Below are 25,826 nucleotides of genomic sequence, written 5' to 3' on the forward strand. Positions count from 1 at the left end.
TGTTACACGACAGGCGGTGTGGCTACTCTGTCCGGAGTAGTCCGGAACGTCGGAAATAGCCGATCAGTGGAACGCGGGGTACAGGCTGAGTTCGAGCCCTGGACCGAACCGGTCCTCCAGCGCGACGGCCACCGTCTCGGCGTGATCACCGATCACGCTCATGCGTAGCTGCCTGGCCTGCTTGGCCAGTTCCAGCCAGCACCACCGCACGGCGGCGGGGCGTCGCAACCCGGCGGAGACCGGGTCGGCGAGCAGGTCGGGCAACACCCGCGCGGTCTGTGACCAGACACACACCAGCTGGCTGTCCAGTAACCCGGCGGACAGCGTGCCGTGATCGTCCAGGGCGGGCCACACGCTGGTGACCTCCGCGTGCCAGGCGGCGATCATCGCCTCGCTCATACCGGGCGGCAGTGCCAGCGCCTCGTCCCAGAAAGCGAACGGCGCGCGCAAGTGTGCCACGTCGATGAGCGCGTTGCGCATGCAGCCGTGCTCGAAATCCAGGAACCGGACCCCGTTGTCGGTGACCAGGTTGTTCTCTGGTGACAGGTCGGTTGGCGAGAACGCCCTGTACTCCGGCGAGGCCACCCGGTCGGCGGCCTGCCGCAGCCGGTCGACCGCATCCTGCGGGGTGTCGATTCCCAGCTCGGTCTCCAGCAGCCGGACGAGGCGGTCGCAGGTGATCGGCAGATCGTCGCGCCGGTGGTCGGTCTCGGCTCCGAGCCTGCGGAGCAGCGCGTTGAAGTCCGGTTCGCGCCCCGCGGTAGTGGCGTGCATGCGCCCCAGCGTGCGAGCCCACGACAGCAGCATCCGCTCCGCCGTGCGCGCATCCGGGTAGTCCAGCTTGTTCTCCAGCGTGGGTGCGGTGCCCAGGTCCTCCATGACCAGCACCCGCAACTCACCGTCGTGCGCGATGAGCTCGGGGCACACCCGGTCCTCCGCCGACAGCGCGGTGAACAGCTGGTAGCTGGCGGCCTCGATGGCGAACGGATCAGGCTGCTCGGCGCGGTCGCGCGGGTAATGCTTGATCACCAGCGTGCGCGGCAGTTCGAACGGCGACGACGCGACCTTCACCCTGATCACCACGGCATGCCCGCTGCCGTGCAGGTCCTCCGGGTCAGTCAGCGAGATCGCGGCACCGAAACGTTGAGCCAGTACCGATTCGCCCGCGGCGAGGACTGTCCCCAGTACATCGGTTGCGGCTCCGTTGCCGGCATGCTCGTCGCCGGCCGAGGAGGTGTGCACGCTCATCGCAAGGCAGCCTACTAGCGATCGTGTTCCGGGGACCAGCAACCGTCGGCCGGTGGACCAGAGCGATATCGTGACGTTGTCAGCCAGTATCAGCCAGTGTCAGCCAGTGATACGGGAGCGCGCGGAGGTGCCAGGCGATGTCCACACCGGCGTCGGCGGGCAGCCAGCCCGGCCGCGAGCGGGATCGCGACGAGGAGGGCCGGGCGCGCAACGCACGACCCCGCGACGGTCTCGGCAGGCCGCTCCCGCACGGCGCCGCCGGGGTCGAGCGCCAGCCGGAGGGCGTCGACCGCACGCCGGAGCAGGCGGTCTCCGAGGCGCAGCGGCTGCTGGACGACGGCATGCCGTTCCACGCGCACGAGGTGTTCGAGGACGCGTGGAAGTCGGAGCTGGAGCCGGATCCGCTGCTGTGGAAGGGCTTGGCGCAGCTGGCGGTGGGGCTCACCCACGCCGCGCGCGGCAACGCCGTCGGTGGCGCGCGGCTGCTGCGGCGCGGCAGGGAGCACATCCAGCCGCACGCGGAGGGCACACCACACGGCATGGACATCAGCGGGCTACTGGCGTGGGCAGGCCAGCTCGCGGGCGAGCTCGACGCCGGGCACACGGTGTCCTCGGCCGCCGAGCGCGCACCCCGGCTGCGCGGCCGACAGCAGGCGCGCTAGCCAACTGGCGGCGGGAGGGCCTGCCATACCGGCGACTACGCTGTGGACATAACCGAGCACGGTGAGCCACACCACGGCCAGACCTGTGACAGTCGGGTACGCCGAGCGCCATCACCGCTGGCGCAGCGAGCGCGATAGGGTACAACCAGCCACGTCATCGTGAGTGTGACGGGAATCCCGCACGTATCGGCACTACTGACGCACAGGACGGATTGATGCATCGCTACCGGTCTCACACCTGCGGCCAGCTCCGCAGCTCCGACGTCGACACCACCGTGCGACTGTCAGGCTGGGTGCATAATCGTCGCGACCTCGGCGGGGTTCTCTTCGTCGACTTGCGGGACCACAGCGGCATCGTCCAGCTCGTCGCCCGGCCCGACTCCCCCGCTTACGAACCGCTCGAACACGTGGCCAGGGAATCGGTGATCCGTGTCGACGGACGCGTGCTGCGCAGGCTCGACGAGAACGTCAACCCGGAACTCGGAACCGGTGACGTCGAGGTCGAGGTCACCGGCTTCGAGGTGCTCGGATCCTGCGACCAGCTCCCGTTCAGCGTCTACCCGGAAGACCCGGTCTCCGAGGACAAGCGACTCAAGTACCGGTTCCTCGACCTGCGGCGCGAGCGGATGCATCGCAATATCAAGCTGCGTTCGGAGATCATCAAGAGCCTGCGCGATAAGATGACCGCGCACGGATTCCTCGACATGCAGACGCCGATCCTGTCCGCGACCAGCCCGGAAGGTGCCCGCGACTACCTCGTCCCGTCTCGCCTCCATCCGGGCAACTTCTACGCCCTGCCACAGGCGCCGCAGCAGTTCAAGCAGTTGATGATGGTCGCGGGCTTCGACCGCTACTTCCAGATCGCGCCCTGCTTCCGGGACGAGGACAGCAGGGCGGACCGCTCCCCCGGCGAGTTCTACCAGCTCGACGTCGAGATGAGCTTCGCCGACCAGGAGGACGTTTTCGAGGTCATCGAAGAGGTGTTCACCGAGCTGTTCCGCGAGTTCGCACCCGACAGGGACACGACGTCGCCCTTCCCTCGGATCGGCTATCGCGACGCGCTGACGCGCTACGGTACCGATAAGCCCGACCTGCGCTCCAAGCTGGAACTCGTGGATGTCTCGCACATCTTCGCCGGTAGCCAGTTTCAGGCGTTCGCAGACAAGCACGTCCGGGCCCTGCCCGTACCCGGCTGCGGCGACCAGCCCCGATCGTTCTTCGACCAGATGCAGGAGTTCGCCCAGGAGCTCGGTGCGCAAGGTTTAGCATGGGTGCGCATCGGGGACGACGGGAAGCTCACCGGTCCGATCGCCAAGTTCCTGACCGAAGACGACACACGCAGACTCGTCTCCGATGTGAAGGGCGAGCCCGGCACAGCCGTGTTCTTCGGCGCTGGCCACGAAGCCGAGGTCGCCAAGTACATGAGCGAAGTGCGGGTCGAGGCCGCCAAACGAACCGGCCAGTTCGAACACAACGTGTACCGCTTCTGCTGGATCGTCGACTTCCCCATGTACGAGGAAGCAGACGATGGCTCCATCCAGTTCAGTCACAACCCGTTCTCCATGCCCCAGGGTGGGCTCGAAGCCCTGCGTACCCAGCACCCCCTGGACATCCTGGCCTGGCAATACGACATCGTGTGCAACGGCATCGAGCTGTCGTCGGGGGCCGTGCGGAACCACAGCCCGGAAGTTATGTACGAGGCCTTCGAGATCGCCGGATACACCAAGGAGCAGGTGGATACACAGTTCGGCGGAATGGTGCGCGCCTTCCACTACGGCGCTCCTCCGCACGCCGGTGTCGCCCCTGGCCTCGATCGCATCGTGATGCTGCTGGCCGACGAACCCAACATCCGCGAGACCATCGCCTTTCCGCTGAACCAGAACGCACAGGACGTGATGATGGGAGCGCCGTCGCCGGTGGACGAGGACCGCCTGAAGGAGCTCAATCTGCGCTTGCGACAGGCCCCGAAGCCACCGCCACGCGGGACCGATTAGGCCGAACGGGCGAACGGGCGAAGTCGTTGTCGCCGTCGGTGACGAATGAACCCGTGGTGCCCCGAATCGACTGTCGCCCACAAGTGTCAAATTTTACAGCCCGCAATCATTCGGCGTCGCTGAGCAATAGGCGCTGGCATAATTGGCGTATGGCACATCACGCGATGGTATTCAGGGCACTGATTTCCTGCCCATCGGATGTCGACGTTGAGGACATCCGAGCCATCCAAGCTGCCATTACCCGCTGGAACGTACTGCTCGGCGAGCGATTCGGTGCTGTCGTCATTCCGGTGCAATGGAACGAGCACGCGGCGGCCGCGTTCGGTGCACCGCCGCAGGAGATTGTGAACGAACAGCTGGTCGATACCGTTGATTTGGCCATCGCGGTGATGTGGACACGCCTCGGCTCACCGACCCCGGAAGCCGAGTCCGGCACCGTCGAGGAGATCAACCGCATCTCGGCCGCCGGCAAGCCGGTGAGCATCCTGCGGTGTTCGCGCCCGGTCGACTGGTCCGCCCTCGACGCCCGGCAACTCACCCGGCTCGACCAGTACCTCAGCGAGATCAAAGGCCACGCACTGATCCTGAAGTACGCCGATCCGGGGACCCTCGCGACCCAGGTCGACACCGTGCTCACTCGCCTGGTCACCCGCGAACCCAGCGGGCTCGCCGAGTACGGCGGCGGGGGCTCGCTGCCCTCGCAGCGCGACGGCGACGACGACAAGTACGAGATGCCCCGTGGCCAGTCCGACGGCGAGCCGGGCGACAGCGCTTCGATGACCCCCACCTGACTCGTGCCGCCCGCGCACCCTCACAGCAGGCAGAGCTGCTCGGCCTGCCGATCGATCACCGACTCGGGTACGGCGGTGACCTCCGGGTCACCGTCCCGCTCGCGCGCGGGCACCCGGTGTTCGGCACCGCGCAGCAGGCCGTGCCCGCGGGCGGCCTGCCGCACCCGCGCCGTGACCATGTCCTGGTACCGCCGCGGAGAGTAGGCCCCGCGCCGGTACAGCCAGTCGTAGTAGGAGCGCAGGCGCGGGTGGTGCTGGTCGAGCCAGCCGAGATACCACTCGCGCGCCCCGGGGCGCAGATGCAACACCAACGGCGTCACGCCGTTCGCCCCGGCCTCGGCGATCGCCGCGACCGTCCGCTCGATCTGTTCCTCGGAATCGCTCAGCCCCGGCAGGATCGGCGCCATCAGCACCGAGCAGCCCACGCCCAGTTCGGCGAACCGCCGGACGACGTCGAGCCGCCGCATCGGGTGCGGCGTACCCGGCTCCACCGCGCGCCACAGGTCCTCGTCCAGCGAGCCGACCGACACCGCCAGCGACACATCGGTTACTCGCGCGGCCTCCGCGAGCAACTCCGCATCCCGCAGGATCAGGCTTCCCTTGGTCAGGATGGAGAACGGGTTGGCCGCGTCCCGCAACGCGCCGATAATCTCCGGCATCAGCCGGTAGTGCCCTTCGGCCCGCTGGTACGGGTCGGTGTTGGTACCCATCGCGATCGGCTCGCCCCGCCAGCTGGGACGGGCTAGTTCGGACCGCAGCAGCTCCGCCGCGTTGACCTTTACCATGATCTTGGTGTCGAAGTCGCGTCCCGAATCCAGATCCAGGTACTCGTGGGTGCGGCGCGCGAAACAGTACACGCAGGCATGGCTGCATCCCCGGTAGGGGTTGATCGTCCAGCGGAACGGCACCGCCGACTCCCCCGGCACCCGGTTGATGATCGAGCGCGCCCTGATCTCCACGGCGATCGCACCCGCGTCGTCGCCTGCGAGCACGGGACCGTTATCCGGCGCGGCCAGACCCGCCCGACCGGTCCCCCGCTCGATGGCAGGCTCCAGCTCGAACAGCGCGCCGTCATCGTTTCCGTCTCGCAAGTCCTCCCATCGCACACCCATATTCGAACATATCTTCGATATCATGTCCAGCGCCCCGGCCGGTACGGGTGATGTGGGAAACTGCCCGGCATGGGCTACGGGGTACGCGCGTCACGGGGGCTGTCACGCAGGGCGCAGCGGGTGGTGCCGCTGGTGTTCACAGGGCTGGGAGTCATGTTGCTCATCGGCGCGGTCGTGGTGGCCCTGCTGCTCGGCAGGGGCGCCGCGGACCGCACGGCAAGCACAACAGCCGTGGTGGTCGAGGTGACCGAACGTACCTCCCAGTCCCGCGACTCCGACGGGAACACCCGCACCAGCACCACCTACTGCCCTGTCGTCGAGTACACCGTCGACGGTGAGACCTTCACCCACGAATCCGCCGTGTGCACCGGATCGCGAGAGGGCAACCGGGTCGGTGACGAACTCACCGTGAACTACGACCCTGCCGATCCCGCCGACGCCGCCATCGACTCGTGGCTGCACCGCTGGCTCGCCCCGCTGATCATGGGCGGCATCGGCGGTGTGTTCGTGCTGATCGGCTCAGTCACCTTCGCCGCGGCGCGGGCAGGCAAGCTCGACCGCACCCGGCGCGCTCCGATGCGCGGTCGGGAGCCCGACAGCGGAAGTACCGGCCCGGCGCCTGCGTTCCATCGCCCGGACTTCCCACCGGCAAGGGAAGGCACTGTCGGGTACGACACCGGCGCCGTGGACATGCTGGTCGCCCGCGTCGAGCACGCCTACCGCCAGATCGCGGGCGGGCAACGGCCGGACTTGACCGCGGAGGACCTCACGACCACGACGCTGGTGACCACCGGCACCCCGGGAACGGGATACGACACCGCGACCGTGGACATGTACCTGGCATCGGTCCGCAACGACCTGGAACGCCTCGGGGGGCAGTGACGCCGACCCCATCAACCGGTCCCCCCGGTCGTACGCCTGTGGCGTCGAGGAAGATGGGCGCGTGGCACGACACCAGAACGGCGAGGCAGGTAGGCCCGAGCCCGACCCGAACGAGGACACCGGACCCATCCGGCCGGTATCCGGACACCCGGCTCGACCCCCGCAGCGCCCTCCGGAGCGCGCCAACCGGGCACAGCGAGCACAATCGGCGGCACAACGAGCACAGTCGAGGGGACGCCAGGCCCCCCCGGCGCGCTCGGGAGCTCCTGGCGACGTGAACGGTCCGGCCAGCACGGGTGGCGTGAGCGGCACACACGCACACGGACACGGGCACGCCCATGCGCACGGGCCCGCCGACCCGGCCTCACCGCGGGTACGCAAACTGCTGGCGACTCTGCTCGCACCGTTGTTGCTGGCGGCGGTGGCCGGGACCGTGCTGCTGTACCCCTTCGGCGCCGACCTGCCGGACACCGCGGGATTCACCGGTACACCGGTGGACGGCGACGTCGTCGCCGTCAGCGAGGGCAGCTGCACCCCGCAGGAAGCGGGCGCCGTCGAAACCGAACCGGCACCAGTCGACGAAGACCAGCGCTGCCTGATCGTGGACGTCAGGCTCACCGACGGGCCCGCCGAGGGAAACACGATCACCAAGGCCGAGCCGATTGCGCCTGGCAGGCCCGGGTTCACCGTCGGCGACCAGATCGTGCTCGAGTACCACGACGCTGACCCGGAACGAGCCGAGTCGTACCAGATCGTCGACTACCAGCGTGGCACCCCGTTGCTGCTGCTTGCCGGGGCGTTCGCCGTCGCAGTCCTGCTGCTCAGCCGATGGCAGGGTGCGCGCGCGCTGCTCGGGCTCGGATTGAGCTTCGTCGTGATCGCGCTGTTCATTCTGCCCGCCATTCTCGCAGGCGAGAGTCCCGTGCTGGTCGGCATCTTCGGCGCGGGCGTGATCATGTTCCTGACACTCTATCTGTCGCACGGCATATCCGCCCGGACCTCGGTCGCGGTGCTCGGTACGTTGACCAGCCTCTCGCTGATCGGGGTGATCGCTGCCCTGTTCGCCGGGTTCAGCAGGCTCACCGGGTTGGACGAACCCACCACCACGCTGATCGGCACGCTCGGACACGAGATCGACCCGAGAGGACTGTTGCTCGCCGGGATCGTCATCGGCGCGCTCGGTGTGCTCGACGACGTCACCGTGACGCAATCGAGCGCCGTGTGGGAGCTGCGCAAGGCCAACCCGGCCCTCGGGTGGCGGTCGCTGTACGCCTCGGGCCTGCGCATCGGCAGGGACCACGTCGCAGCCTCGGTGAACACCCTGGTGATGGCCTACGCCGGTGCCGCGCTCCCGGTTCTGCTGTACTCGGCCGTCTCCGGCGTGGGCCTGGGATCGATCCTCGGCTCGCAGGACATCGCGCAGGAGATCGTGCGCACCCTCGCGGGTAGCATCGGTATCGTCGCGGCAGTACCGGTCACCACCTTGATCGCCGCGCTGATCGTCAGCAAGGAACCCGTCGAAACCGCCGGGCATGGCCCGGCCCCCGGCGAGCGCCACGGGTAAGCCGCCCTACTCCAGCGAGGCCACGAACGCGCTGACGTCGGACATGTGGAAACGCTGCACCAGCTTGCCCGACGGTGCCGTCGCGGTCAGCCGGTACAGCGGCCTGCCCGGCAACGGATCCTCCCGCGCCACCGAACGCAACTGGGCCACCAGCAGCTCGCTGAAGACCATGCCGTTGGCCTCGGTGTTGCCAGCCAGCGCATCGGCGAGCTTGCGCAGCGCGAGGATGTCGAGCTCCCACCCGCGGTCACCGAGATACGCCGCCAGGTCCACCCGGACCGCGCGGCGCCTGCCCGCGTGGACGAGCAACGCGACCGAGCGCGCGCCCCGCATCTCGGTGACCAGCACATCGATGCGCCGCGCGGCGTCAAGGGGGATCCGGCGGGTGCCGACCTGTCGCAGCACCAGCGTGGTGCCTTCCAGCCACAGCCTGCGGCGAACCTGCCCGACGAGCACGTACAGCAGCGGCAGGCCGAGCACCACCGCGGCAGGCAGCCCGGCGACGGCGCCGCCGAACAACCCGACCACACCCCCGAACGCGGCGGCGAGCACGCACACCACCGCCAGCCCCACCCACAGCCTGCGTCGCTGCGCGGCCTGACTCGCGCCGTGCAGCGGGATGCGCTCGGGGCCTCGCGCGGCGTCACCGCCCGCGCCCGTCTCCTCGATACCGCTCATCTCGACCGTCCCAGGATCGTCACGTGCCCGTTACCGGCGCGGCGTGCAGGCCTGCCAGGAACGGGTTCGCCGCCCGCTCGCGCCCGATCGTCGTAGTACCGCCGTGTCCCGGTAGCACCACCGTCTCGTCGGGCAGTGTCAGCACCTTCTCACGCAAGCTGCGCCGCAGCTGGTCCATGTCCCCGCCGGGCAGGTCGGTACGCCCGATCGACCCGGCGAACAGCGTGTCGCCGGTCAGCGCAAGTCTGCCACCCTCCTCCGTGGACAGCCGGTAGGTCACCGACCCCGGTGTGTGGCCCGGGGTGAGGTCGACCTCCACGCGGAGGCCAGCCACGTCCAGCGGCCCCTCCCCCAGTTCGACGACCTCCTGCGGTTCGCGCAGCGCCTGCTGTCGGGGGAATATCGCCGCCAGCTGTTCCGCCAGCTGCGGGCCAAGACCTTTCAGCGGATCGGACAGCAGCTCCCGGTCCAACCGCTCGATGTACGCCGGGATGGTGTGCGCATCAGCAATCGTCGCGGCGGAGTACACGTGGTCGACATGCCCGTGCGTGGCGAGCACCGCGACCGGGTTCAGCCGGTGCTCACGCAGGGTTCGGCCGACCGGCTCGGCAGCGTCCTGCCCGGGGTCGACGATCACGCAGTCCGCACCTTCCCCGCCCGCGATCACGTAACAGTTGGCCTGGAACACGCCCGCGGCGAAGCCGGCGACGAGCACGAGCTCACCTCCCAGCCGTCTCGATGGTGCCGGTCCAGCCTAAACTCGGCCCGCCACACCGCGCTCACACGGTGCGGCCTTAGAATCCGCCCCGACGGGTGGTGCAGCGTGCACCCACCGGATACCGGGCAGTCGAGTAGTGGGGAGCATGGGTGGCGTCGAACGAGGAACGGCGGGAGGCTGCCAAGCGCAAGCTGGAGGCGCGGCTCGAGCGGCCGAAGCAGCCGAGCAGCTGGACCAAGCGCCTGACCATCGCAGGCACCATTGTCGCCATCGTGCTAGCCGCCGGGCTCGGACTGTACTTCGTCGTCCAGCAAGCCCAGCAGGAGACGCCGGAGGCGGCCGAGGACGGCACCGGCGAGGTCGACGACTCCGCGCTGCACATCCCCACCGAGCGCGCACCGGTACCCGAGCGGCCAGCGGAGCTGGGCGAGACACAGTCCTGCGACTACGGCCCCGGGGCCGGTGAGGCGAGCCGGGCCGTCGAGCCTCCGGAGGACGGGGAGGTACCCGCGCGCGGCAGGGTGGATGTGGTGCTGGAAAGCACCGAGGGCGACATCCCGCTCACGCTGGATCGCTCGCTGGCGCCGTGCACCGTACACAGCATGATCAACCTGATCGAGCAGGACTTCTACGACGACACCGCCTGCCACCGGCTCGGCACCCAGGGGCTGCAGATGCTGCAGTGCGGCGATCCGGACGGTGACGGCACCGGCGGTCCCGGCTACACCATCCCGGACGAGCACTTCGACGAGCTACATTACGGCCGTGGTCTGCTTGCCATGGCCCGCACCCCGGAACCGAACAGCGGGGGCAGCCAGTTCTTCATGGTCTACGGCCACGCCGAACTGCCGCCGGAGTACACGGTCTTCGGCACCATCGGCGACGCGGGCCTGCAGATCCTCGACTCCGTCGCACACGACGGCATCGCCACCCCCGGCGAGGACGGCACCGGCCCACCCAACACCGAGGTCCGCTTCACCGACGCCACCGTCGAAGGCTAACCAACGGGGTGCGAGCCGAAGGGCCCCTCCGGTGCACATGCGGTACCCGAGGAGTCCTTCGGCTCACAACCTCACCGGTACGGGAAGCGCGGCGTCCTGCGTTCCAGGAAGGCACTGACGCCCTCGGCGTAGTCCATGCCGGTGACGGCGTCGGCGCGGAGGCGTTCGGCTTCCTCGTCAGGTTCGGCGAGCCCTTCGGTGATCTTGGTGATGGTCCGGTTCATCCCCCTGATGGCGAACTGGGAACGGGAGGCCAGCGTCTCGGCGAAGCTCCGTGCGGTGTCCTCCAGCTCGGCGTCGCCGACCGTCTCGTTGACCAGTCCCATCTCCTTGGCGCGCCGCGCGTCCACCAGCAGGGCCGACAGCAGCAGGTACCGGGCGTGCGCGGGCCCGACCAGCGCGACCAGCTGGCGGGTGGATCGGTAGTCGTAGACGATGCCGAGCTTGGCGGGGGTGATGCCGAACCGCGCGGTGTCCGAGGCGAACCGGAAGTCGCAGGCAACCGAGATCTGGCAGCCACCGCCGATGCAGTTACCGCGGATCACCGCGATGCTCGGCTTCACCATCTCCGACAGCGCCTCGACAGCAGCCTGCACCGCCTTGTCGTAGCGCGCCGCGCCCTCGGCGTCGGACCGCAGCGTGCGGAACTCTCCGATATCCGCCCCCGCCGAGAAGTGCTCACCTTTCCCGGTAATCATCAGGGCGGTCACCGCGGGATCGGCTTCGACCTCGTGGACCACCTGCGGGATCGCCGACCACATGTCCAGGCTGACCGCGTTGTGCTTACCGGGGCGAGCCAGCCGCAGCCACGCGATCTCCCCGTCCCGCTCCATCTCGAGCCCGTCGACCATGGCTGCCAGCCTACGGTGTACCCACGGCCAGGCGAGCGTTGTGCCGCACAGCTCACGCGGAGGAGGTGACCCGGTAGACGTCGTAGACGCCTTCGATGCCACGCACCGCCTTGAGCACGTGCCCGAGGTGTTTCGGGTCGCCCATCTCGAAGGAGAAGCGGCTCACCGCGACCCTGTCCCGAGACGTCGTGACCGAGGCCGACAGGATGTTCACCTTCTCGTCGGCGAGCACTTTGGCGATGTCCGACAGCAGTCGGTGCCGGTCGAGCGCCTCGACCTGGATGGCGACCAGGAACACCGAGGATTCCGAAGGCGCCCACTCGACCTCGACCAGCCGCTCCGGCTCGTTGCGCAGTTCATCGGTGTTGTTGCAGTCGGTACGATGCACGCTGACTGTGCCGCCCCTGGTCACGAACCCCAGGATCTCGTCTCCCGGCACCGGCGTGCAGCAGCGCGCGAGCTTGGTCCACACGTCGCTGACGTCCTTGACCATCACGCCGACGTCGTTGCTGCCGCGGGTACGTCCCACCGTCGACGGGGTGGACCGTTCGGCCAGCTCCTCCTCGGCCTCCTCGACCCCGCCGATGAACGCGACCAGGCGCTGCACCACGTGCTTGGCGCTGGTCTTGCCGTCGCCGACGGCGGCGTACATCGCGCTGATGTCCGGGTACTTCAGTTCGGTGGCCAGCGCGCTCATCGAATCGGCGGACACCAGCCGCTGCATCGGCAGACCCGCCTTGCGGATCTCCTTGCTGATCGCGTCCTTACCCTGCTCGATCGCCTCCTCGCGGCGCTCCTTGGCGAACCACTGCCGGATCTTCGCCCTCGCCTTCGGCGAGCCGACGAAGTTCAACCAGTCGCGGCTGGGTCCCGCGGACTCGGCCTTGGAGGTGAAGATCTCCACGACCTCGCCGTTGTCCAGCTTGCGTTCCAGCGCCACCAGCCTGCCGTTGACCCGTGCGCCGATGCACCGGTGACCGACTTCGGTGTGGACGGCGTAGGCGAAGTCCACCGGGGTGGCTCCGGCTGGCAGCGTGATGACATCGCCCTTCGGCGTGAACACGAAGATCTCGCGGGTGGCGAGGTCGTAGCGCAGCGATTCGAGGAACTCTCCGGGATCGGCTGCCTCGCGCTGCCAGTCGAGCAGCTGCCGCATCCACGCCATGTCCTCCACACCGGCGTCCCCGGCGTGCGTCCCGCGCGTCTCCTTGTACCGCCAATGCGCCGCGATGCCGTACTCGGCCGTGCGGTGCATCTCGTGGGTGCGGATCTGCACCTCGAGCGGGTTGCCGTCCGGACCGATCACGGTGGTGTGCAGCGACTGGTACACCCCGAAACGGGGCTGGGCGATGTAGTCCTTGAACCGCCCTGGCATAGGCTGCCACAGCGCGTGCACCACGCCCATGGCCGCGTAGCAGTCCCGCAACTCGTCGACCAGGATCCGCACACCGACCAGGTCGTGGATGTCGTCGAGATCGCGGCCTCGCACGATCATCTTCTGGTAGATCGAGTAGTAGTGCTTCGGCCTGCCCTCGACTGTGGCTCGTACACGGGAGTTGTCGAGCTGCTGCGAGAGCTGGTCGATCACAGACCGCAGGTACACATCCCGCGACGGTGCCCGGTCGGCGACCAGCCGGACGATCTCGTCGTACTTCTTGGGTTGCAGGATGGCGAACGCCAGGTCCTCCAGCTCCCACTTGACGGTGGCCATGCCGAGCCGGTGTGCCAGTGGGGCCAGTACCTCCAGCGTCTCCCGCGCCTTGCGCACCTGCTTCTCCGGCGGCAGGAACCGCATGGTGCGCATATTGTGCAGCCGGTCGGCCAGCTTGATCACCAGCACCCGCGGATCCCGCGCCATCGCGATGACCATCTTGCGGATGGTCTCTGCCTCCACGGCGGTGCCGAGCTTGACCTTGTCGAGCTTGGTGACGCCGTCGACCAGCTGCCCGACCTCGTCGCCGAAGTCCTCCGACAGCTGCTCGAGCGAGTACCCGGTGTCCTCCACCGTGTCGTGCAGTAACGCCGCGACCAGGGTGATGGTGTCCATACCCAGCTCGGCCAAGATAGTGGCCACCGCGAGAGGGTGGGTGATGTACGGGTCACCGGACTTGCGGTGCTGCCCACGATGCAGCTCCTCGGCGACATCGTAGGCACGCTGCAGCAAGCCAAGGTCAGCGCTGGGATGGAGCTCCCGATGCACCGCCACCAGCGGTTCGAGCACCTGCTTGACCGAGCTGGATCGCTGCGCAGTGATCCGCCTGGCCAGGCGCGCCCGCACGCGACGCGTCGCCGAGGGCGCCTGGCCGGCACGCCTGCCGGAGGCATCCTGCGCCGGTGTCGAGGAACCCACTTCCTGGCTCACCCGCACCTCCTCGCGGCCTACGCGTCCTGTACCACCAGCGTAACGCCGGGCGGTTCGGGCGATGCGCGGCGGCCACCGACGGAGCCGAAGGACTCCTCGGGTACAGGATAGGTACCGAAGGGTCCCTTGGGCTCGCCGGCCTTCCGAGGAGGCGGTCAGCCGAAGGGTCCCTCGGGTACCGGATATGTATCGAAGGAGTTCCTTCGGCTCGCCGCCGGCTAGCGGCCGCGCTTGCCGGTGGGCTTGCCACCGGAGCGGCGGGAGGACTTGCCGGTGGGGGTCTTACCGCCCTTGGCACCCTTGGCGGCCTTGCCGCTCGGCTTACCCGCCGAAGCGCCACCTGAACCGCCACCCGAGCGGGTGCCCTTGGGGTTGCGGGCGGGAACGGCAGCCGCTGCCGCGTGTGCCTTCTCCTTGCGCAGCTCCGCGTCGAGGACCTCGTCGTCTCCGGTGTCCGGGGCGGCTGCCTCCCCGCCCTCGCCCGAGGCCTGCTGCGAGGCCGTGCGCCTGCCGAGGTTGCGACGGGAGCGCACCCGCGCCGCGTGCTCCTGGTACTCCGGGTCCCGCATCTTCAGGTCGACCAGCACCGGGACGGCGATGTAGATCGACGAGGCGGTCCCGACCGCGATCCCGATCGCCTGCACCAGTGCCAGGTCCTTGAGCGTGCCCGCACCCAGCAGGCCCGCACCGATCAGCAGCAGGCCAAGCACCGGCAGCAGCGAGGTCATCGAGGTGTTGATCGACCGCATCAGGGTCTGGTTGTTGGCGAGGTTGCAGGCCTCGCCGTAGGTCTGTCTGCTGAGGTTCAGCAGACCACGGGTGTTCTCCTTGACCTTGTCGAACACCACCACCGTGTCGTACAGCGAGTACCCGAGGATGGTCAGCAGGCCGATCACGGTCGCGGGCGTGACCTCGAAACCGACCATCGAGTACACGCCAGCGGTAACCGTCAGGTCGAAGGCCAGCGCCGCCAGCGCCGCGACCGCCATCCACTTCTCGAAGTACAGCGCGATGAAGACGCTGACCAGCACCAGGAACACCACCAGCGCGATGAGCGCCTGGTTGGTGATCTCGTCACCCCAGGAGGCGCTGATCGCGCTGTCGCTGATCGAGCCCTGGCTCGGCTGGCCGTCCACCCCGAGGGGCTGGAATTCCTCGAACAGCGCCCGCTTCACCTGGTCGGTCTCGGCGACCGTCAGGGTCTCCATGCGGATCTGCACGCTGGCGGCATCGCCGGTGCCGACCAGCTGGGTCGCCGACACCTCGGCATCGACCGCGTCCTCGACGACATCCCCCGCCTCATCGGGGTCGATCTCGCCAACCGCGCCGGTGGCGGGCATCTGCAGCTGGGTACCGCCGACGAACTCGATACCGGGGGTGAAGCCGCGGAAGACCATGCTGCCGATACAGATCAGCATGATGATGCCGCCGATGATGTACCAGTACTTGCGGGTCTCGATGAACTCGAAACCGCCGGTACCGAGGTAGATCTTGGCGATCTTGCCCTGCCGCGACGTGCCCGGACGTGCCGAGGGAGCAGCGCCGTTCGGGTCGTCGGACGTGCCGGTGGAAGTCGTCGAATCGTTCACGTCACGTTCCCTCCGCGGGCGCGATACCGCGCGCTCTGGATTCGCGCTGCCGCTGCGCGACCACGCCCAGATCCTGCACCCAGCCGAGCCCGGACAGCTTCCGGTTGTTCAGCACCTTCCAGTGCCCGGCGATCACCAACAACGGGTGGGTCACGAGGAACACCACGACGAGGTCCAGCACCGTGGTCAGGCCGATGGTGAAGGCGAAGCCCTTCACCTGGCCGACGGCGAGCAAGTACAGCACACCGGCGGCGATGAACACCACCGCGTCCGCGGACAGGATCGTTCGTCGTGCTCGCACCCAGGCACGGGGGACGGCGGAACGCACAGTTCTCCCCGTGCGTATCTCGTCCTTGAGCCGCTCGAAATAGACCACGAAGGAATCGGCCGTGACACCGATCGCGATGATCAACCCCGCCACCCCGGCGAGGTCCAGCGTGTAACCCATCCAGCGGCTGAGCAGCACGATCACCGGGTAGATCAGCGCGGCGGTCAACCCGAGGGAGGCGACCAGCAGCGCGCCGAGCAGCCGATAGTAGAGCAAGCTGTAGCCGATGACCAGCGCGAACCCGATCGCGCCCGCCAGCAGCCCCGCCTGCAGCGAGGCCAGGCCCAGCGTCGGCGACACGGTACGCGCGTCGGACTGCTCGAATGACAGCGGCAGCGCGCCGAACTCGAGGAAGTCGGCCAGCTCCTGCGCCTCGCGCTGGCCGAAGTTGCCCGTGATCCGGGTGTCACCACCGGGGATCGGCTCGTCCACCGACGGCGCGGAGACGACCTGGGTGTCCAGCACGAACGCGACCCGCTTCTGCTCCGGGTGCTGGGCGAACTCCGAGGTGATCTCCGCCCAGGTGCGGGTCCCCTCGCCGTCGAAACTGAGGTTGACCTGGAAGCCGGGACCGTCCTGCCGGATGCTGGAGCCGGCCTCATCGATCCGCTCCCCTTCCAGGATCACCGGTCCCAGCACGTATTTGCTCGGCGGGATGGCGTCCGGGTCGTCGAGGTCGGCGGGTTCCCGGTCCTGGCTACAGGCCACCAGCGGGAGCTCGGGATCGTCGTTGCCGCGTAGCGGGTCCGCCGCACTCGGCGAGCAGTCCAGCGCGTCGAGCGCTGCCTGGATCGCCTGCTGTGCCTCGGGGCCTTCCCCGCCGATGTCCGGGTTCTGCCTGACCTCCCTGGCTTCCAGGATCTCCTGGCGGGTCTCCTCGTCGATGAGCTCGTCCTGCTCGATCGCGGCTCCACCCGCGTCACCGTTGCCCCCGTTGCCGTTGTCGCCGGGGTCCTGCTCGCGGACCGCGTCGCCGCCGGTCGCGGGCCGCTCGCCGCCCCTGGTGGCTCCGCCGCCCTCCGCGGGTTCCTCCCCTTCCTCTTCGGGCTCCTCCGCGCCCTGCTGGGCATCCGATTCGGGATCCTCGGGCAGCTCCGCGCCCTCGTCCTCGACCGGCACCTGGGCGATGACCTCGCGGAACTGCAGTTTGGCCGTCTGTCCCAGCGTCCTGGCCTCTTCGCCTTCCTCACCGGGGACGGTGATCACGATGTTGCTGCCGTCCAGCACCACTTCGGTACCGGCGACGCCCATACCGTCGACGCGCTCGTTGATGACCTCGCGCGCCTGCTCGAGGCGCTCCCGCTCGGGTTCCTCACCGTCGGCGGTCCGCGCGGTCATGGTGACGGTGGTCCCGCCGCTGAGATCGATACCCAGCGTGGGACGAGCCTCCCGGTCACCGGTGAAGAACACCAGGCCGTACAGCACGACCATGATCAGCAGGAAGAACGCGAGATAGCGTCCTGGGCGTATGGTCCCGGCCGGTGGTGCCACGGGAGTCGGTCTCCTCGAAGAACTGGATGGCGGTCCTGATGGTCTGCCGCGTGCCGACCGGGGATCCGTCCTCGAATACTCGGATCAGCCGGACCGACACACGCGGCCTCACGGCGCGGCGTGACCATGCGGTGTGCAGGGTACCCCGCGCCGTGTGAACGTCACGTTTATGCCTTTTCCCCGAGCATAATCACCACGACCGCACCCTACCGAAGTAGGTATCCGGGTCGGCACCGGCAGACGCTGCCGCCGCGAGGCCGTGGGGTCGGAGGCCACACGGCGTGGCAGTGACGGCGTTTCGCCGCGCGGCCCGCCGTCGGGGATCAGGGCACCGCAGCGTTGCGGTGTGTTACTGCTTGCTGCTCGGCTCGGTGGACGTGGCGACCTCTTCGGCTTCGGACCGGTCCGCGTCCTGCTCCTCGAACTCGTCGTCGTCCTCGTCGTCCTCGTCGTCCTCGGCGTCCTCGGCGTCAACCGGCTCGATCTTCTTGGTCACCGCCTGGCGCAGCCACGTGGTCACCAGCCCGTCTGCGATCTCGAGATCGAGCGTCTCGTCGTCGCTGAGGTCGACCACCGTGGCGTAGAGACCGGTCGAGGTCATCACGCGGTCACCGACCTGCAGGCTGTTCTGCAGTTGCTGATGTTCCTGCATCTGCTTCTTCTGCCTGCGCACGCTGAGGAACAGCGGCAGCGCGAGCAGGAGCAGCAGCATCGGCAGGAATAGCGTTTCCATTCGGTCTCCCTATACGTTGCGGCAGTGCACAGGCACACTGACGACGCGACACGGTGCGCGTCACGGTGCCGACACATCCCAGTATCCAGCACCCGTCCAGGAGGGGAGTGTGCCAGCCACCCGTGGTCGCCCCGCCACCGGCCCGGCGTTGCCTCGACCGAACCTCAACCGAAGAGTGTCGGGCCCCGATCACGGCCGGGGCGTTCGGGAGGCACCTGCCCGAGGTGACGCCAGGCGAACTCGGTGGCGACCCGGCCCCGCGGGGTACGCGCCAGCATGCCCGCGCGCACCAGGTACGGCTCGCAGACCTCCTCCACGGTGGTCGACTCCTCACCGACGGCCACGGCCAGCGTGGAGATACCGACCGGGCCGCCCCCGAAAGACCGGACCAGCGCGGTCAGCACCGCCCGGTCCAGCCGGTCCAACCCGAGCTCGTCGACGTCGTATACCTCGAGCGCGGCGCGCGCGACCTCGCGAGTGACGTGGCCGTCGGCGCGGACCTCCGCATAATCCCTGACACGCCGTAGCAGCCGGTTCGCGATCCGCGGCGTGCCCCGCGAGCGGCGGGCGATCTCCGCGCCGCCGTCGCGGTCGAGGCTGACGCCGAGGATGGCGGCCGAGCGGCGCAACACGTCCTCGAGCTCCGGAGGCTCGTAGAACTCCATCTGGCCGGTGAAGCCGAACCTGTCACGCAGTGGACCGGTCAGCGCGCCGGTCCTCGTCGTGGCGCCCACCAGCGTGAACGGCGCGACCTCCAGCGGGATGCTGGTAGCGCCCGGCCCCTTGCCGACCACCACGTCCACCCGGAAGTCCTCCATGGCGAGGTAGAGCATCTCCTCGGCGGGGCGCGCGATGCGGTGGATCTCATCGATGAACAGCACATCGCCCTCGACGAGGTTCGACAGCATCGCAGCCAGGTCGCCTGCGCGTTCCAGCGCCGGCCCCGAGGTCACCCGGATGGCGCTGTTGAGCTCCGCGGCGATGATCATCGCCAGGCTGGTCTTGCCCAGCCCCGGCGGGCCGGACAGTAGCAGGTGATCCGGGGGTACGCCGCGCTTGCGCGCGCTTTCCAGCACGAGCTCGAGCTGCTCTCGCACCTTCGGCTGCCCCACGAACTCGGTGAGCCTGCTCGGCCGCAAGGTGGACTCCACCTCGCGATCGCCGCTGTCGGGCAGCGCGGACAGCGGCGAGGCCTCCTGCTCATCGGCCATACCGCCGCCCCTTCCCCGCTGCTCGCCACGGGTGACCGGTCATCGCTTCCGCCCCAGCGTGGACAGCGCCGCGCGCAGCACCGAGGACGTATCCGCAGCGGCACCGTCACCGCCTGTTGTCCCGGCGCCGTCACCGCCGTCGGCGCCGAGCACACCGTCGACCGCCTGCTCCGCTTGCTTCGCCCCGAAGCCCAGCGAGACCAGCGCTTCCACCACCTCGTCACGGACCCGGCCCGCGGGCGCGCTCTGCGCTGCCAGCCCACCCTGCTCGGGCTGCTCGCCGGGCGTGGCGGTGAGCTTGTCGCGCAGCTCGAGGCTCAGCCGCTCGGCGCCCTTCTTGCCGATGCCCGGCACCTTGGTGAGCAGTGCGACGTTGCCCTCCGACAGTGCCGAGCGCAAGGTCTCGGGTTCCAGCACCGCCAGCGCCGCCAGCGCGAGCCTCGGCCCGATACCGGACACGGTCTGCAGCATGGTGAACAGCTCGCGCGAGGCGAGGTCAGCGAAGCCGTAGAGCGTCAGCGAGTCCTCCCGCACCACCAGCGAGGTGTGCAGTTGTGCCTGCTCATTCACCCGCAGCGTGGCCAGCGTGGCCGGGGTGGCCTGCACCGCCATGCCGACCCCACCGACCTCGATGACCGCGTGGTCGAGCCCGATCGACAACACGGTTCCACGCACGGACGAGATCATGTCTTACGTCTCCCCTGGTTTCGCTGTGCCTGCTGCTGTGCTTGGCGCGCGGCGGCCACCCGCGCCTTGTGGGTGTTCGCCAGCTCCGCCGCCTGTCGCTCCGCCTTGGCGAGGCGTTCCCGCATCGGCGCCCGCCACAGGTGGCAGATCGCCAGCGCCAGCGCATCGGCGGCGTCCGCGGGCCGGGGCGCGTTCTCCAGCTTCAGCAACCGGGTGACCATGGCTGCCACCTGAGCCTTGTCCGCCGACCCAGAGCCGGAAACCGCTGCTTTGACCTCGCTGGGGGTGTGGAACACGACCGGCAGGTTGCGCCGCGACGCGCTGAGCGCGACCACCCCACCGGACTGGGCGGTCCCCATCACGGTACGGACGTTGTGCTGGCTGAACACCCGCTCGATCGCCACGGCATCCGGCCGGTAGGTATCCAGCCACTCGTCAACGGCGTCCGCGATCGTGACCAACCGGGTGGCCAGCTCCGCCCCGGAAGGGCTGCGCACCACGTCGACGGCCACGCAGCTCACCGAGCGCCCCTGGCCGCCGTCGACCACGCCGAGGCCGCACCGGGTCAGTCCCGGATCCACCCCGAGCACCCGCACTCTCACCTCCCGGCGCTATCAGCCGTGCACCACCCGCGACGAACACCCGTTCGAGCACCGAGCATACCCCGACCTGCCTCGACGTCCCGGCCGGGACGCGCCGCGGCGCGGGGCGATCGATCCCGTCAGTTCTCCGGGGTCCAGCTCTCGGGTCTGCCGGTGCGGGTGAGCACCGGCTGCCACTGGTCGAACCCGGCGGGAGCGTCGACGCTCCACGGCCAGTACCCGTCCGGGGTCGGCACGATGATCTGCACCGCAGGGAACGCGCCGTCCGGGTAGAGCACGTAGGCGCTGCCGAAGTACTGCGGGTAGTGCTGCTGCGAGACGTGCTCGAAGGTCAGCGGAACACCGTCGAAGAAGTCGCGGTACAGGACCCCGGGGAGGAACCGCTCGCCCATGGCCGCTCGGTCCACATAGGCGTCGAGGAGCACCGGCCCCATGCGGGGCGGCAGTCCGATCACGACGGCCTCGGGCACCCCGTGCTTCCACCACGCTCCCGCGGTGAAGCAGAAGCCGGGTTCCGCGTCCTCGGGCGCCACCGTCACGACGGCGTTTCCCCGGTGTTCGAGGTCTTCGAGAAGCCGGTCCCGCAAGCGGAGTTCGTCCTGGGAGAGGGCTGGCGTCGACACAGCGGCCATTCTGCAAGATCCGCCCGCTCGCGTATAGCCTGCCCACGGATCCGGTCCAGGATCGGCTACCCGACCTCGGCGAGCACGTCGTCGCTGACGTCGAAGTTGGCGTAGACGTTCTGCACGTCGTCGGCGTCCTCCAGCGCCTCGATCACCTTGAACACCTTCTTCGCGCCCTCGGCGTCCAGCGGCACGCTGACCGACGGGAGGAAGCTCTGCTCGGCCGATTCGTAGTCGTACCCCGCTTCCTGCAGCGCGGTCCGTACCGACACCAGGTCGCTCGGCTCAGACACGATCTCGAAGCTGTCGCCGAGGTCGTTGACCTCCTCGGCGCCCGCCTCGAGCACGGCCATCAGCACGTCGTCCTCGGTGAGCCCGTTCTTGCGCAGGATCACCACGCCCTTGCGGTTGAACAGGTAGGACACCGATCCCGCGTCGGCCAGCGAGCCGCCGTTCCGGGTCAGGGCGGTGCGCACCTCGCTGGCGGCGCGGTTCTTGTTGTCGGTCAGGCACTCGATCAGCACCGCGACGCCGTTCGGTGCGTAGCCCTCGTACATCAGCTGCTGCCAGTCGGCGCCGCCGCCTTCCTCGCCCGCGCCACGCCTGCGGGCACGCTCGATGTTGTCCGCGGGAACCGAGCTCTTCTTGGCCTTCTGGATGGCGTCGTACAGCGTGGGGTTGGCTTCCGGCTCGCCGCCACCGGTTCGCGCTGCGACCTCGATGTTCTTGATCAGCTTGGCGAACAGCTTGCCTCGCTTGGCGTCGAGGGCGGCCTTCTTGTGTTTCGTCGTCGCCCACTTGGAGTGGCCGCTCATCTCTCCTCCATCTACTCCACGTACGTACCTGCGCCCGCCGCGCCGGAATCGCCTGCCGGTTCGTGCGCAAGCGCGCCGTATCGGTTCACGGGCCAGTATCCCAGCCTCACCCGCCTGCTCAGCGCTCTCGTCAGTGCTCTCGAACGATCTCCATGAACAGCTGGTGCAGCCTGCGGTCACCGGTGAGCTCGGGGTGGAAGGCCGTCGCGAGTACCGATCCTTGCCTGGCCGCGACGATCCTACCCGCCGCCGGTCCAGCCGCCGGTGAGTCGGGAACCGTACCCAGCACCTCGACAGTGGGTTCGGCGGATTCGACCCAGGGGGCGCGGATGAACACCGCGTGCACCGGCCCGCCGTCGATACCCGCGATGTCGAGGTCCGCCTCGAAGGAATCCACCTGCCTGCCGAACGCGTTGCGACGGACGATCACGTCGAGGCCGCCGAGCTGGTGCTGGTCCGGCCTGCCGTCGAGCACCTTGCTCGCGAGCAGGATCATGCCTGCGCACGAGCCGTAAGCTGGCATGCCGCCCGCCAGCCGCTCCCGTAACGGTTCCAGCAGGTCGAATACCTCGAGCAAGCGGGACATGGTGGTGGACTCGCCACCGGGCAGGACCAGCCCGTCCACCTCGGCGAGCTCCGCTGCCCTGCGCACGGCGCTGACCCGCGCGCCACAGGACTCCAGCGCTCGCAGGTGCTCCCGCACATCGCCCTGTAGGGCGAGCACTCCGACATGGGGCTTCACCACCCGTACACCACCTACCTCTACACATGATCCCGCAGCTCAACCCTAGGGGGCCACCGTGCGCGTCGGGCTCGCGGGGCCGCCGGTCCGGCACGGCCGAGCGGGTGCCGGGATCACGGCACACCCAGCAGACGCAGCATCGACGTGGTACCCGCTGCGGCGAGTACCGCCACGAGGAACGGGGCTTTGAACCAGGCCAGCACGCCGCCGACCGCCACCCCGGCGGGGCGTGACCAGCCCGCGAAACCATCGCCCTCGGTCAGTGCCTGGGTGGCCACCAGCGCCACGAGCAGCACCACCGTCGCCAGCGTCACGCGATCGTCCAGCCAGGACGGGATCGCGAACCGCCCGCGCAGCGCGGGGCCCGCGCCGCGGAACGCGTAGGTGCCCAGCGCCAGTGCCGCCACGGCGACAAGGAACAGCGGCGTCGTGCTCATCGCGCCCCCGCCGCCGCGCGAGGCGTACCGCCCTCACGCCGCACCGGCACCACAAGCAACGCGACCAGCGCGAGCAACACCGGTATCCCGGCAGGCAGCATCGGCGTGACCGCCAGCGCGACCGCCGCGCCGAGGGCGCCGGCCCCACACGTGCGCCGGTCCCGCAGTGCCGGGGCCACCAGGGCCAGCAGCATGGCGGGAAACGCCGCGTCCAGTCCGAGCGCGCCGCTGTCGGTTACCGCGCTGGCCAGTACGACCCCGGCCACGACTCCGGCGTTCCACGTAGCGAACAGCGTGCTCCCCAGCAGCCAGTACGCCGCTCGCTTGCTGCGAGGGTCCGGCTGGGCCAGTGCGAATGCCACCGTCTCGTCCACCATGAGGTGCGTGCCGAGCGCGCGGCGCCACCCGGCACCGAGCACCGGCGCCACCGAGAAGCCGAACGGCAGGTGCCTTGCGTTGACCAGCAGTGCCGCGAGCAGCGCGCCTGCGAGGCCGCCTCCCGCGCTGAGGATGCCCACGAACACGAACTGCGAGGCGCCGGCGAACACCAGCACCGACAGCGTGACCGGCAGCCACCACGGCAGGCCCGCTCCCGAGGCGATCGCGCCGAACGACAGCCCCACCACGCCTGCGGCCGCCGCGATCAACCCGGCATCCCGGAGCGCGGCGCGATCGAGTGTTCGGTATAGCGAACGCATAGTATCGTGTGTAGAACATGACAGGAGTGTTCGTCAAGATGAACATCTAGTCCGACACACCGAACACGAGGCAGGCATGTCCGCAGCAACACCTCTCGACGTGATCGCGGCGTCGCTTCGCAGGGAACGGCAGCGGGCCGGGCTCTCGCTCAGCGAGCTCGCCAAACGCGCCGGTGTCGCCAAGTCCACGCTCTCCCAGTTGGAAGCCGGTTCCGGCAACCCGAGCGTGGAAACGCTGTGGGCACTCGGCGTCGCGCTCGACGTGCCGTTCTCCCGCCTGGTCGAACCGCCGGAACCGCGGGTACGGGTGCTGCGGGCGGGCGAGGCGCCCGGCGTGGCGTCCGAGCAGGCGAACTTCGTCGGGACGCTGCTGGCGTCCTGCCCGCCCGCGGCGCGGCGGGACATCTACACCATCACGCTGGAGCCGGGCACCGAGCGGCGCGCCGATCCCCACATCCCTGGCACGATCGAGCACCTCACCGTCGCCTCAGGACGGATCCGCACCGGACCCGCCGAGCGGCCGGTCGAGCTGGACGCGGGCGACTACGCGGCGTTCCCCGGCGACGTCGAGCACGTCTACGAGGCGTTACTACCGGGAAGCTGGGCGGTACTGGTGATGGAACACGTGTGAGATCCACCGCGATGTCGGTACCCACCGTTACGCTGACAGCCTGAGCGGGCACCGGCCCGCCCCACCGGCCCGCCGACGTGCCCGGTGAGCCGACAACGGTGACCACGCGGCGATCGAGCTCTACCCGGTGCCGTGAGCCCCGCCGGGCCGGGCCGCCGGGGCCTCCGTCACCAGCCCCGGCCTGCCAGCCGCTCGGCGTCGGTGACACTCTCGGCGTTAATGCCGACCATGGCCTCACCGAGACCGCGCGAAACCTTGGCGACAACGTCCGGGTCGTCGTGGAAGGTCGTGGCCTTGACGATCGCCTCCGCGCGCTGCAGCGGGTTGCCGGACTTGAAAATGCCGGAGCCGACGAACACGCCCTCCGCGCCGAGCTGCATCATCATCGCCGCGTCGGCAGGCGTGGCCACGCCCCCCGCGGTGAACAGCACGACGGGAAGCTTGCCGTTGGCGGCTACCTCGCGGACCAGCTCGTAGGGAGCCTGCAGCTCCTTGGCCGCCACGTAGAGCTCGTCCTCCGGCAACGACGACAGCCTGCGGATCTCGGCACGGATCTGCCGCATGTGGGTGGTGGCGTTGGAGACGTCGCCGGTGCCCGCTTCGCCCTTGGAACGGATCATCGCCGCGCCCTCGGTGATGCGACGCAACGCCTCGCCGAGGTTGGTGGCGCCGCACACGAACGGCACGGTGAACGCGAACTTGTCGATGTGGTTGGCGTAGTCGGCCGGGGTGAGGACCTCCGACTCGTCGATGTAGTCCACCCCGAGCGACTGCAGCACCTGGGCCTCGACGAAGTGCCCAATGCGTGCCTTGGCCATGACCGGGATCGACACGGCCTCGACGATGCCGTCGATCAGGTCGGGATCGCTCATCCGCGCGACTCCGCCCTGGACACGGATGTCCGCGGGCACTCGCTCGAGCGCCATCACGGCCACCGCCCCCGCGTCTTCGGCGATTCGTGCCTGCTCAGCGGTGACCACGTCCATGATCACCCCGCCTTTGAGCATCTCGGCCATGCCGCGCTTGACGCGAGCGGTGCCCGTTTGCGTGTTCGGGGTGTTGGTGGTCTGGTTCGAGCCGTCGACGGCGGTCAATGCACGTGCCTTTCTCTCATCGCGGATGCCACAACTCGCCCCGGATCCGGCCGCGTGAGCCACGAGACGGATGCCGTATCGCGGGGATGCCGGTCCCGCCGGGACACGGCCGGAGTACGCGGGGCGGGCGTACTGTTGCTCGCACGCCTGCACCGTTCATGGTACGGCCCGCGTGGACCGCTCGGGCAGTCCAGTGTGAGGCATTTCTAGCAGTCCACTTTGCGATCGGCCCCGGTCGGCGCTGGGCGCGATCGAGCGCCCTCGCCGTACGCGACGTCTGCG

The 25,826-nt window shown here is 69.1% G+C and carries 25 protein-coding genes; 7 read left to right on the forward strand and 18 right to left on the reverse strand.

All coding sequences use genetic code 11. The annotated features are described in order from the left end of the window. Positions 1-63: 63 nt before the first annotated feature. Positions 64-1,248: a phosphotransferase gene (locus tag F8178_RS12635; protein WP_317494955.1), complete on the reverse strand. Its 1,185-nt coding sequence runs from the start codon at positions 1,246-1,248 to the stop codon at positions 64-66. 137 nt (positions 1,249-1,385) lie between these two features. Here F8178_RS12635 and F8178_RS12640 point away from each other — a divergent pair, with 137 nt between their 5' ends. The 3 genes from F8178_RS12640 to F8178_RS12650 all read left to right on the forward strand — a co-directional run bounded on the left by F8178_RS12640 (position 1,386) and on the right by F8178_RS12650 (position 4,695). After that, on the forward strand, positions 1,386-1,910 hold the full coding sequence (locus F8178_RS12640; RefSeq protein ID WP_317494956.1) for a DUF309 domain-containing protein: 525 nt from the start codon (positions 1,386-1,388) through the stop codon (positions 1,908-1,910). Positions 1,911-2,125: 215 nt separating this feature from the next. After that, complete coding sequence (aspS, locus tag F8178_RS12645) at positions 2,126-3,904, forward strand: aspartate--tRNA ligase (protein ID WP_317494957.1); 1,779 nt, start codon at positions 2,126-2,128, stop codon at positions 3,902-3,904. A 149-nt stretch (positions 3,905-4,053) separates the two neighbouring features. Next, positions 4,054-4,695 (forward strand): hypothetical protein, encoded by a 642-nt coding sequence (locus tag F8178_RS12650; protein WP_317494958.1) that lies wholly within the window; start codon positions 4,054-4,056, stop codon positions 4,693-4,695. Between the two features lie 20 nt (positions 4,696-4,715). On the opposite strand, the gene F8178_RS12655 is transcribed toward F8178_RS12650, so the two are convergent. Beyond that, a complete protein-coding gene (locus F8178_RS12655; protein WP_317494959.1) occupies positions 4,716-5,807 on the reverse strand; it encodes an Rv2578c family radical SAM protein in 1,092 nt (363 codons plus the stop codon). 69 nt (positions 5,808-5,876) lie between these two features. Here F8178_RS12655 and F8178_RS12660 point away from each other — a divergent pair, with 69 nt between their 5' ends. Both F8178_RS12660 and F8178_RS12665 read left to right on the forward strand, forming a co-directional pair. Next, complete coding sequence (locus F8178_RS12660; protein WP_317494960.1) at positions 5,877-6,689, forward strand: DUF3592 domain-containing protein; 813 nt, start codon at positions 5,877-5,879, stop codon at positions 6,687-6,689. 301 nt (positions 6,690-6,990) lie between these two features. Further along, positions 6,991-8,253 carry a YibE/F family protein gene (locus F8178_RS12665; RefSeq protein WP_317494961.1) on the forward strand — a complete coding sequence of 421 codons (1,263 nt, stop codon included), beginning with the start codon at positions 6,991-6,993 and terminating at the stop codon, positions 8,251-8,253. A 6-nt stretch (positions 8,254-8,259) separates the two neighbouring features. On the opposite strand, the gene F8178_RS12670 is transcribed toward F8178_RS12665, so the two are convergent. Beyond that, positions 8,260-8,931 (reverse strand): hypothetical protein, encoded by a 672-nt coding sequence (locus F8178_RS12670; RefSeq protein ID WP_317494962.1) that lies wholly within the window; start codon positions 8,929-8,931, stop codon positions 8,260-8,262. A gap of 19 nt (positions 8,932-8,950) precedes the next feature. Then, positions 8,951-9,646, reverse strand: a complete 696-nt coding sequence (locus F8178_RS12675) for an MBL fold metallo-hydrolase (protein WP_317494963.1) — start codon at positions 9,644-9,646, stop codon at positions 8,951-8,953. Positions 9,647-9,798: 152 nt separating this feature from the next. Here F8178_RS12675 and F8178_RS12680 point away from each other — a divergent pair, with 152 nt between their 5' ends. After that, positions 9,799-10,650, forward strand: coding sequence for a peptidylprolyl isomerase (locus F8178_RS12680; RefSeq protein WP_317494964.1), 852 nt, complete (start codon positions 9,799-9,801; stop codon positions 10,648-10,650). A 71-nt stretch (positions 10,651-10,721) separates the two neighbouring features. On the opposite strand, the gene F8178_RS12685 is transcribed toward F8178_RS12680, so the two are convergent. The 13 genes from F8178_RS12685 to F8178_RS12745 form a co-directional block, all read right to left on the reverse strand. Beyond that, positions 10,722-11,501, reverse strand: a complete 780-nt coding sequence (locus tag F8178_RS12685; protein WP_317494965.1) for an enoyl-CoA hydratase-related protein — start codon at positions 11,499-11,501, stop codon at positions 10,722-10,724. A 52-nt stretch (positions 11,502-11,553) separates the two neighbouring features. Further along, complete coding sequence (locus F8178_RS12690; RefSeq protein ID WP_317494966.1) at positions 11,554-13,863, reverse strand: bifunctional (p)ppGpp synthetase/guanosine-3',5'-bis(diphosphate) 3'-pyrophosphohydrolase; 2,310 nt, start codon at positions 13,861-13,863, stop codon at positions 11,554-11,556. A gap of 218 nt (positions 13,864-14,081) precedes the next feature. Further along, entirely contained in the window at positions 14,082-15,452 is a 1,371-nt protein-coding gene (secF, locus tag F8178_RS12695; RefSeq protein WP_396345425.1) for a protein translocase subunit SecF, read from the reverse strand. Between the two features lies 1 nt (position 15,453). Continuing rightward, complete coding sequence (gene secD, locus F8178_RS12700) at positions 15,454-17,271, reverse strand: protein translocase subunit SecD (RefSeq protein ID WP_317494967.1); 1,818 nt, start codon at positions 17,269-17,271, stop codon at positions 15,454-15,456. A gap of 349 nt (positions 17,272-17,620) precedes the next feature. Next, positions 17,621-18,004, reverse strand: coding sequence for a preprotein translocase subunit YajC (gene yajC / locus F8178_RS12705; RefSeq protein WP_317494968.1), 384 nt, complete (start codon positions 18,002-18,004; stop codon positions 17,621-17,623). Positions 18,005-18,168: 164 nt separating this feature from the next. Beyond that, positions 18,169-19,215, reverse strand: coding sequence for a Holliday junction branch migration DNA helicase RuvB (ruvB, locus tag F8178_RS12710; protein ID WP_317494969.1), 1,047 nt, complete (start codon positions 19,213-19,215; stop codon positions 18,169-18,171). Between the two features lie 39 nt (positions 19,216-19,254). Further along, positions 19,255-19,902 carry a Holliday junction branch migration protein RuvA gene (gene ruvA / locus F8178_RS12715; RefSeq protein WP_317494970.1) on the reverse strand — a complete coding sequence of 216 codons (648 nt, stop codon included), beginning with the start codon at positions 19,900-19,902 and terminating at the stop codon, positions 19,255-19,257. Beyond that, positions 19,899-20,498 carry a crossover junction endodeoxyribonuclease RuvC gene (gene ruvC / locus F8178_RS12720; RefSeq protein WP_317494971.1) on the reverse strand — a complete coding sequence of 200 codons (600 nt, stop codon included), beginning with the start codon at positions 20,496-20,498 and terminating at the stop codon, positions 19,899-19,901. The genes ruvA and ruvC overlap by 4 nt, the downstream gene beginning before the upstream one ends. A 125-nt stretch (positions 20,499-20,623) precedes the next feature. Beyond that, entirely contained in the window at positions 20,624-21,136 is a 513-nt protein-coding gene (locus F8178_RS12725) for a DUF4262 domain-containing protein (protein ID WP_317494972.1), read from the reverse strand. 56 nt (positions 21,137-21,192) lie between these two features. Beyond that, complete coding sequence (locus tag F8178_RS12730) at positions 21,193-21,942, reverse strand: YebC/PmpR family DNA-binding transcriptional regulator (RefSeq protein WP_317494973.1); 750 nt, start codon at positions 21,940-21,942, stop codon at positions 21,193-21,195. A 130-nt stretch (positions 21,943-22,072) separates the two neighbouring features. Beyond that, positions 22,073-22,684, reverse strand: a complete 612-nt coding sequence (gene pdxT / locus F8178_RS12735; RefSeq protein WP_396345470.1) for a pyridoxal 5'-phosphate synthase glutaminase subunit PdxT — start codon at positions 22,682-22,684, stop codon at positions 22,073-22,075. Positions 22,685-22,797: 113 nt separating this feature from the next. Then, positions 22,798-23,121, reverse strand: a complete 324-nt coding sequence (locus F8178_RS12740) for an AzlD domain-containing protein (protein ID WP_317494975.1) — start codon at positions 23,119-23,121, stop codon at positions 22,798-22,800. Next, a complete protein-coding gene (locus tag F8178_RS12745; protein ID WP_317494976.1) occupies positions 23,118-23,819 on the reverse strand; it encodes an AzlC family ABC transporter permease in 702 nt (233 codons plus the stop codon). The genes F8178_RS12740 and F8178_RS12745 overlap by 4 nt, the downstream gene beginning before the upstream one ends. A 76-nt stretch (positions 23,820-23,895) precedes the next feature. Between F8178_RS12745 and F8178_RS12750 the strand changes: the two genes are divergently transcribed. Next, positions 23,896-24,450 carry an XRE family transcriptional regulator gene (locus F8178_RS12750; protein WP_317494977.1) on the forward strand — a complete coding sequence of 185 codons (555 nt, stop codon included), beginning with the start codon at positions 23,896-23,898 and terminating at the stop codon, positions 24,448-24,450. A gap of 167 nt (positions 24,451-24,617) precedes the next feature. Here the strand turns inward: F8178_RS12750 and pdxS are convergent, their stop codons facing one another. Next, positions 24,618-25,544: a pyridoxal 5'-phosphate synthase lyase subunit PdxS gene (pdxS, locus tag F8178_RS12755; protein ID WP_317494978.1), complete on the reverse strand. Its 927-nt coding sequence runs from the start codon at positions 25,542-25,544 to the stop codon at positions 24,618-24,620. Between the last annotated feature and the right edge of the window lie 282 nt (positions 25,545-25,826).

This window comes from Haloechinothrix sp. LS1_15 (assembly GCF_033042135.1).
Classification (GTDB): domain Bacteria; phylum Actinomycetota; class Actinomycetes; order Mycobacteriales; family Pseudonocardiaceae; genus Haloechinothrix.

What these genes read in the sequence shown, in the direction of transcription:
- F8178_RS12635 (WP_317494955.1), bottom strand. Translation starts at nt 1,248, where the DNA reads ATGAGCGTGCACACCTCCTCGGCCGGCGACGAGCATGCCGGCAACGGA.
- F8178_RS12640 (WP_317494956.1), top strand. Translation starts at nt 1,386, where the DNA reads ATGTCCACACCGGCGTCGGCGGGCAGCCAGCCCGGCCGCGAGCGGGAT.
- aspS (WP_317494957.1), top strand. Translation starts at nt 2,126, where the DNA reads ATGCATCGCTACCGGTCTCACACCTGCGGCCAGCTCCGCAGCTCCGAC.
- F8178_RS12650 (WP_317494958.1), top strand. Translation starts at nt 4,054, where the DNA reads ATGGCACATCACGCGATGGTATTCAGGGCACTGATTTCCTGCCCATCG.
- F8178_RS12655 (WP_317494959.1), bottom strand. Translation starts at nt 5,807, where the DNA reads ATGGGTGTGCGATGGGAGGACTTGCGAGACGGAAACGATGACGGCGCG.
- F8178_RS12660 (WP_317494960.1), top strand. Translation starts at nt 5,877, where the DNA reads ATGGGCTACGGGGTACGCGCGTCACGGGGGCTGTCACGCAGGGCGCAG.
- F8178_RS12670 (WP_317494962.1), bottom strand. Translation starts at nt 8,931, where the DNA reads ATGAGCGGTATCGAGGAGACGGGCGCGGGCGGTGACGCCGCGCGAGGC.
- F8178_RS12685 (WP_317494965.1), bottom strand. Translation starts at nt 11,501, where the DNA reads ATGGTCGACGGGCTCGAGATGGAGCGGGACGGGGAGATCGCGTGGCTG.
- yajC (WP_317494968.1), bottom strand. Translation starts at nt 18,004, where the DNA reads ATGGAAACGCTATTCCTGCCGATGCTGCTGCTCCTGCTCGCGCTGCCG.
- ruvB (WP_317494969.1), bottom strand. Translation starts at nt 19,215, where the DNA reads ATGGCCGATGAGCAGGAGGCCTCGCCGCTGTCCGCGCTGCCCGACAGC.
- ruvA (WP_317494970.1), bottom strand. Translation starts at nt 19,902, where the DNA reads ATGATCTCGTCCGTGCGTGGAACCGTGTTGTCGATCGGGCTCGACCAC.
- F8178_RS12725 (WP_317494972.1), bottom strand. Translation starts at nt 21,136, where the DNA reads ATGGCCGCTGTGTCGACGCCAGCCCTCTCCCAGGACGAACTCCGCTTG.
- F8178_RS12730 (WP_317494973.1), bottom strand. Translation starts at nt 21,942, where the DNA reads ATGAGCGGCCACTCCAAGTGGGCGACGACGAAACACAAGAAGGCCGCC.
- F8178_RS12740 (WP_317494975.1), bottom strand. Translation starts at nt 23,121, where the DNA reads ATGAGCACGACGCCGCTGTTCCTTGTCGCCGTGGCGGCACTGGCGCTG.
- F8178_RS12745 (WP_317494976.1), bottom strand. Translation starts at nt 23,819, where the DNA reads ATGCGTTCGCTATACCGAACACTCGATCGCGCCGCGCTCCGGGATGCC.
- F8178_RS12750 (WP_317494977.1), top strand. Translation starts at nt 23,896, where the DNA reads ATGTCCGCAGCAACACCTCTCGACGTGATCGCGGCGTCGCTTCGCAGG.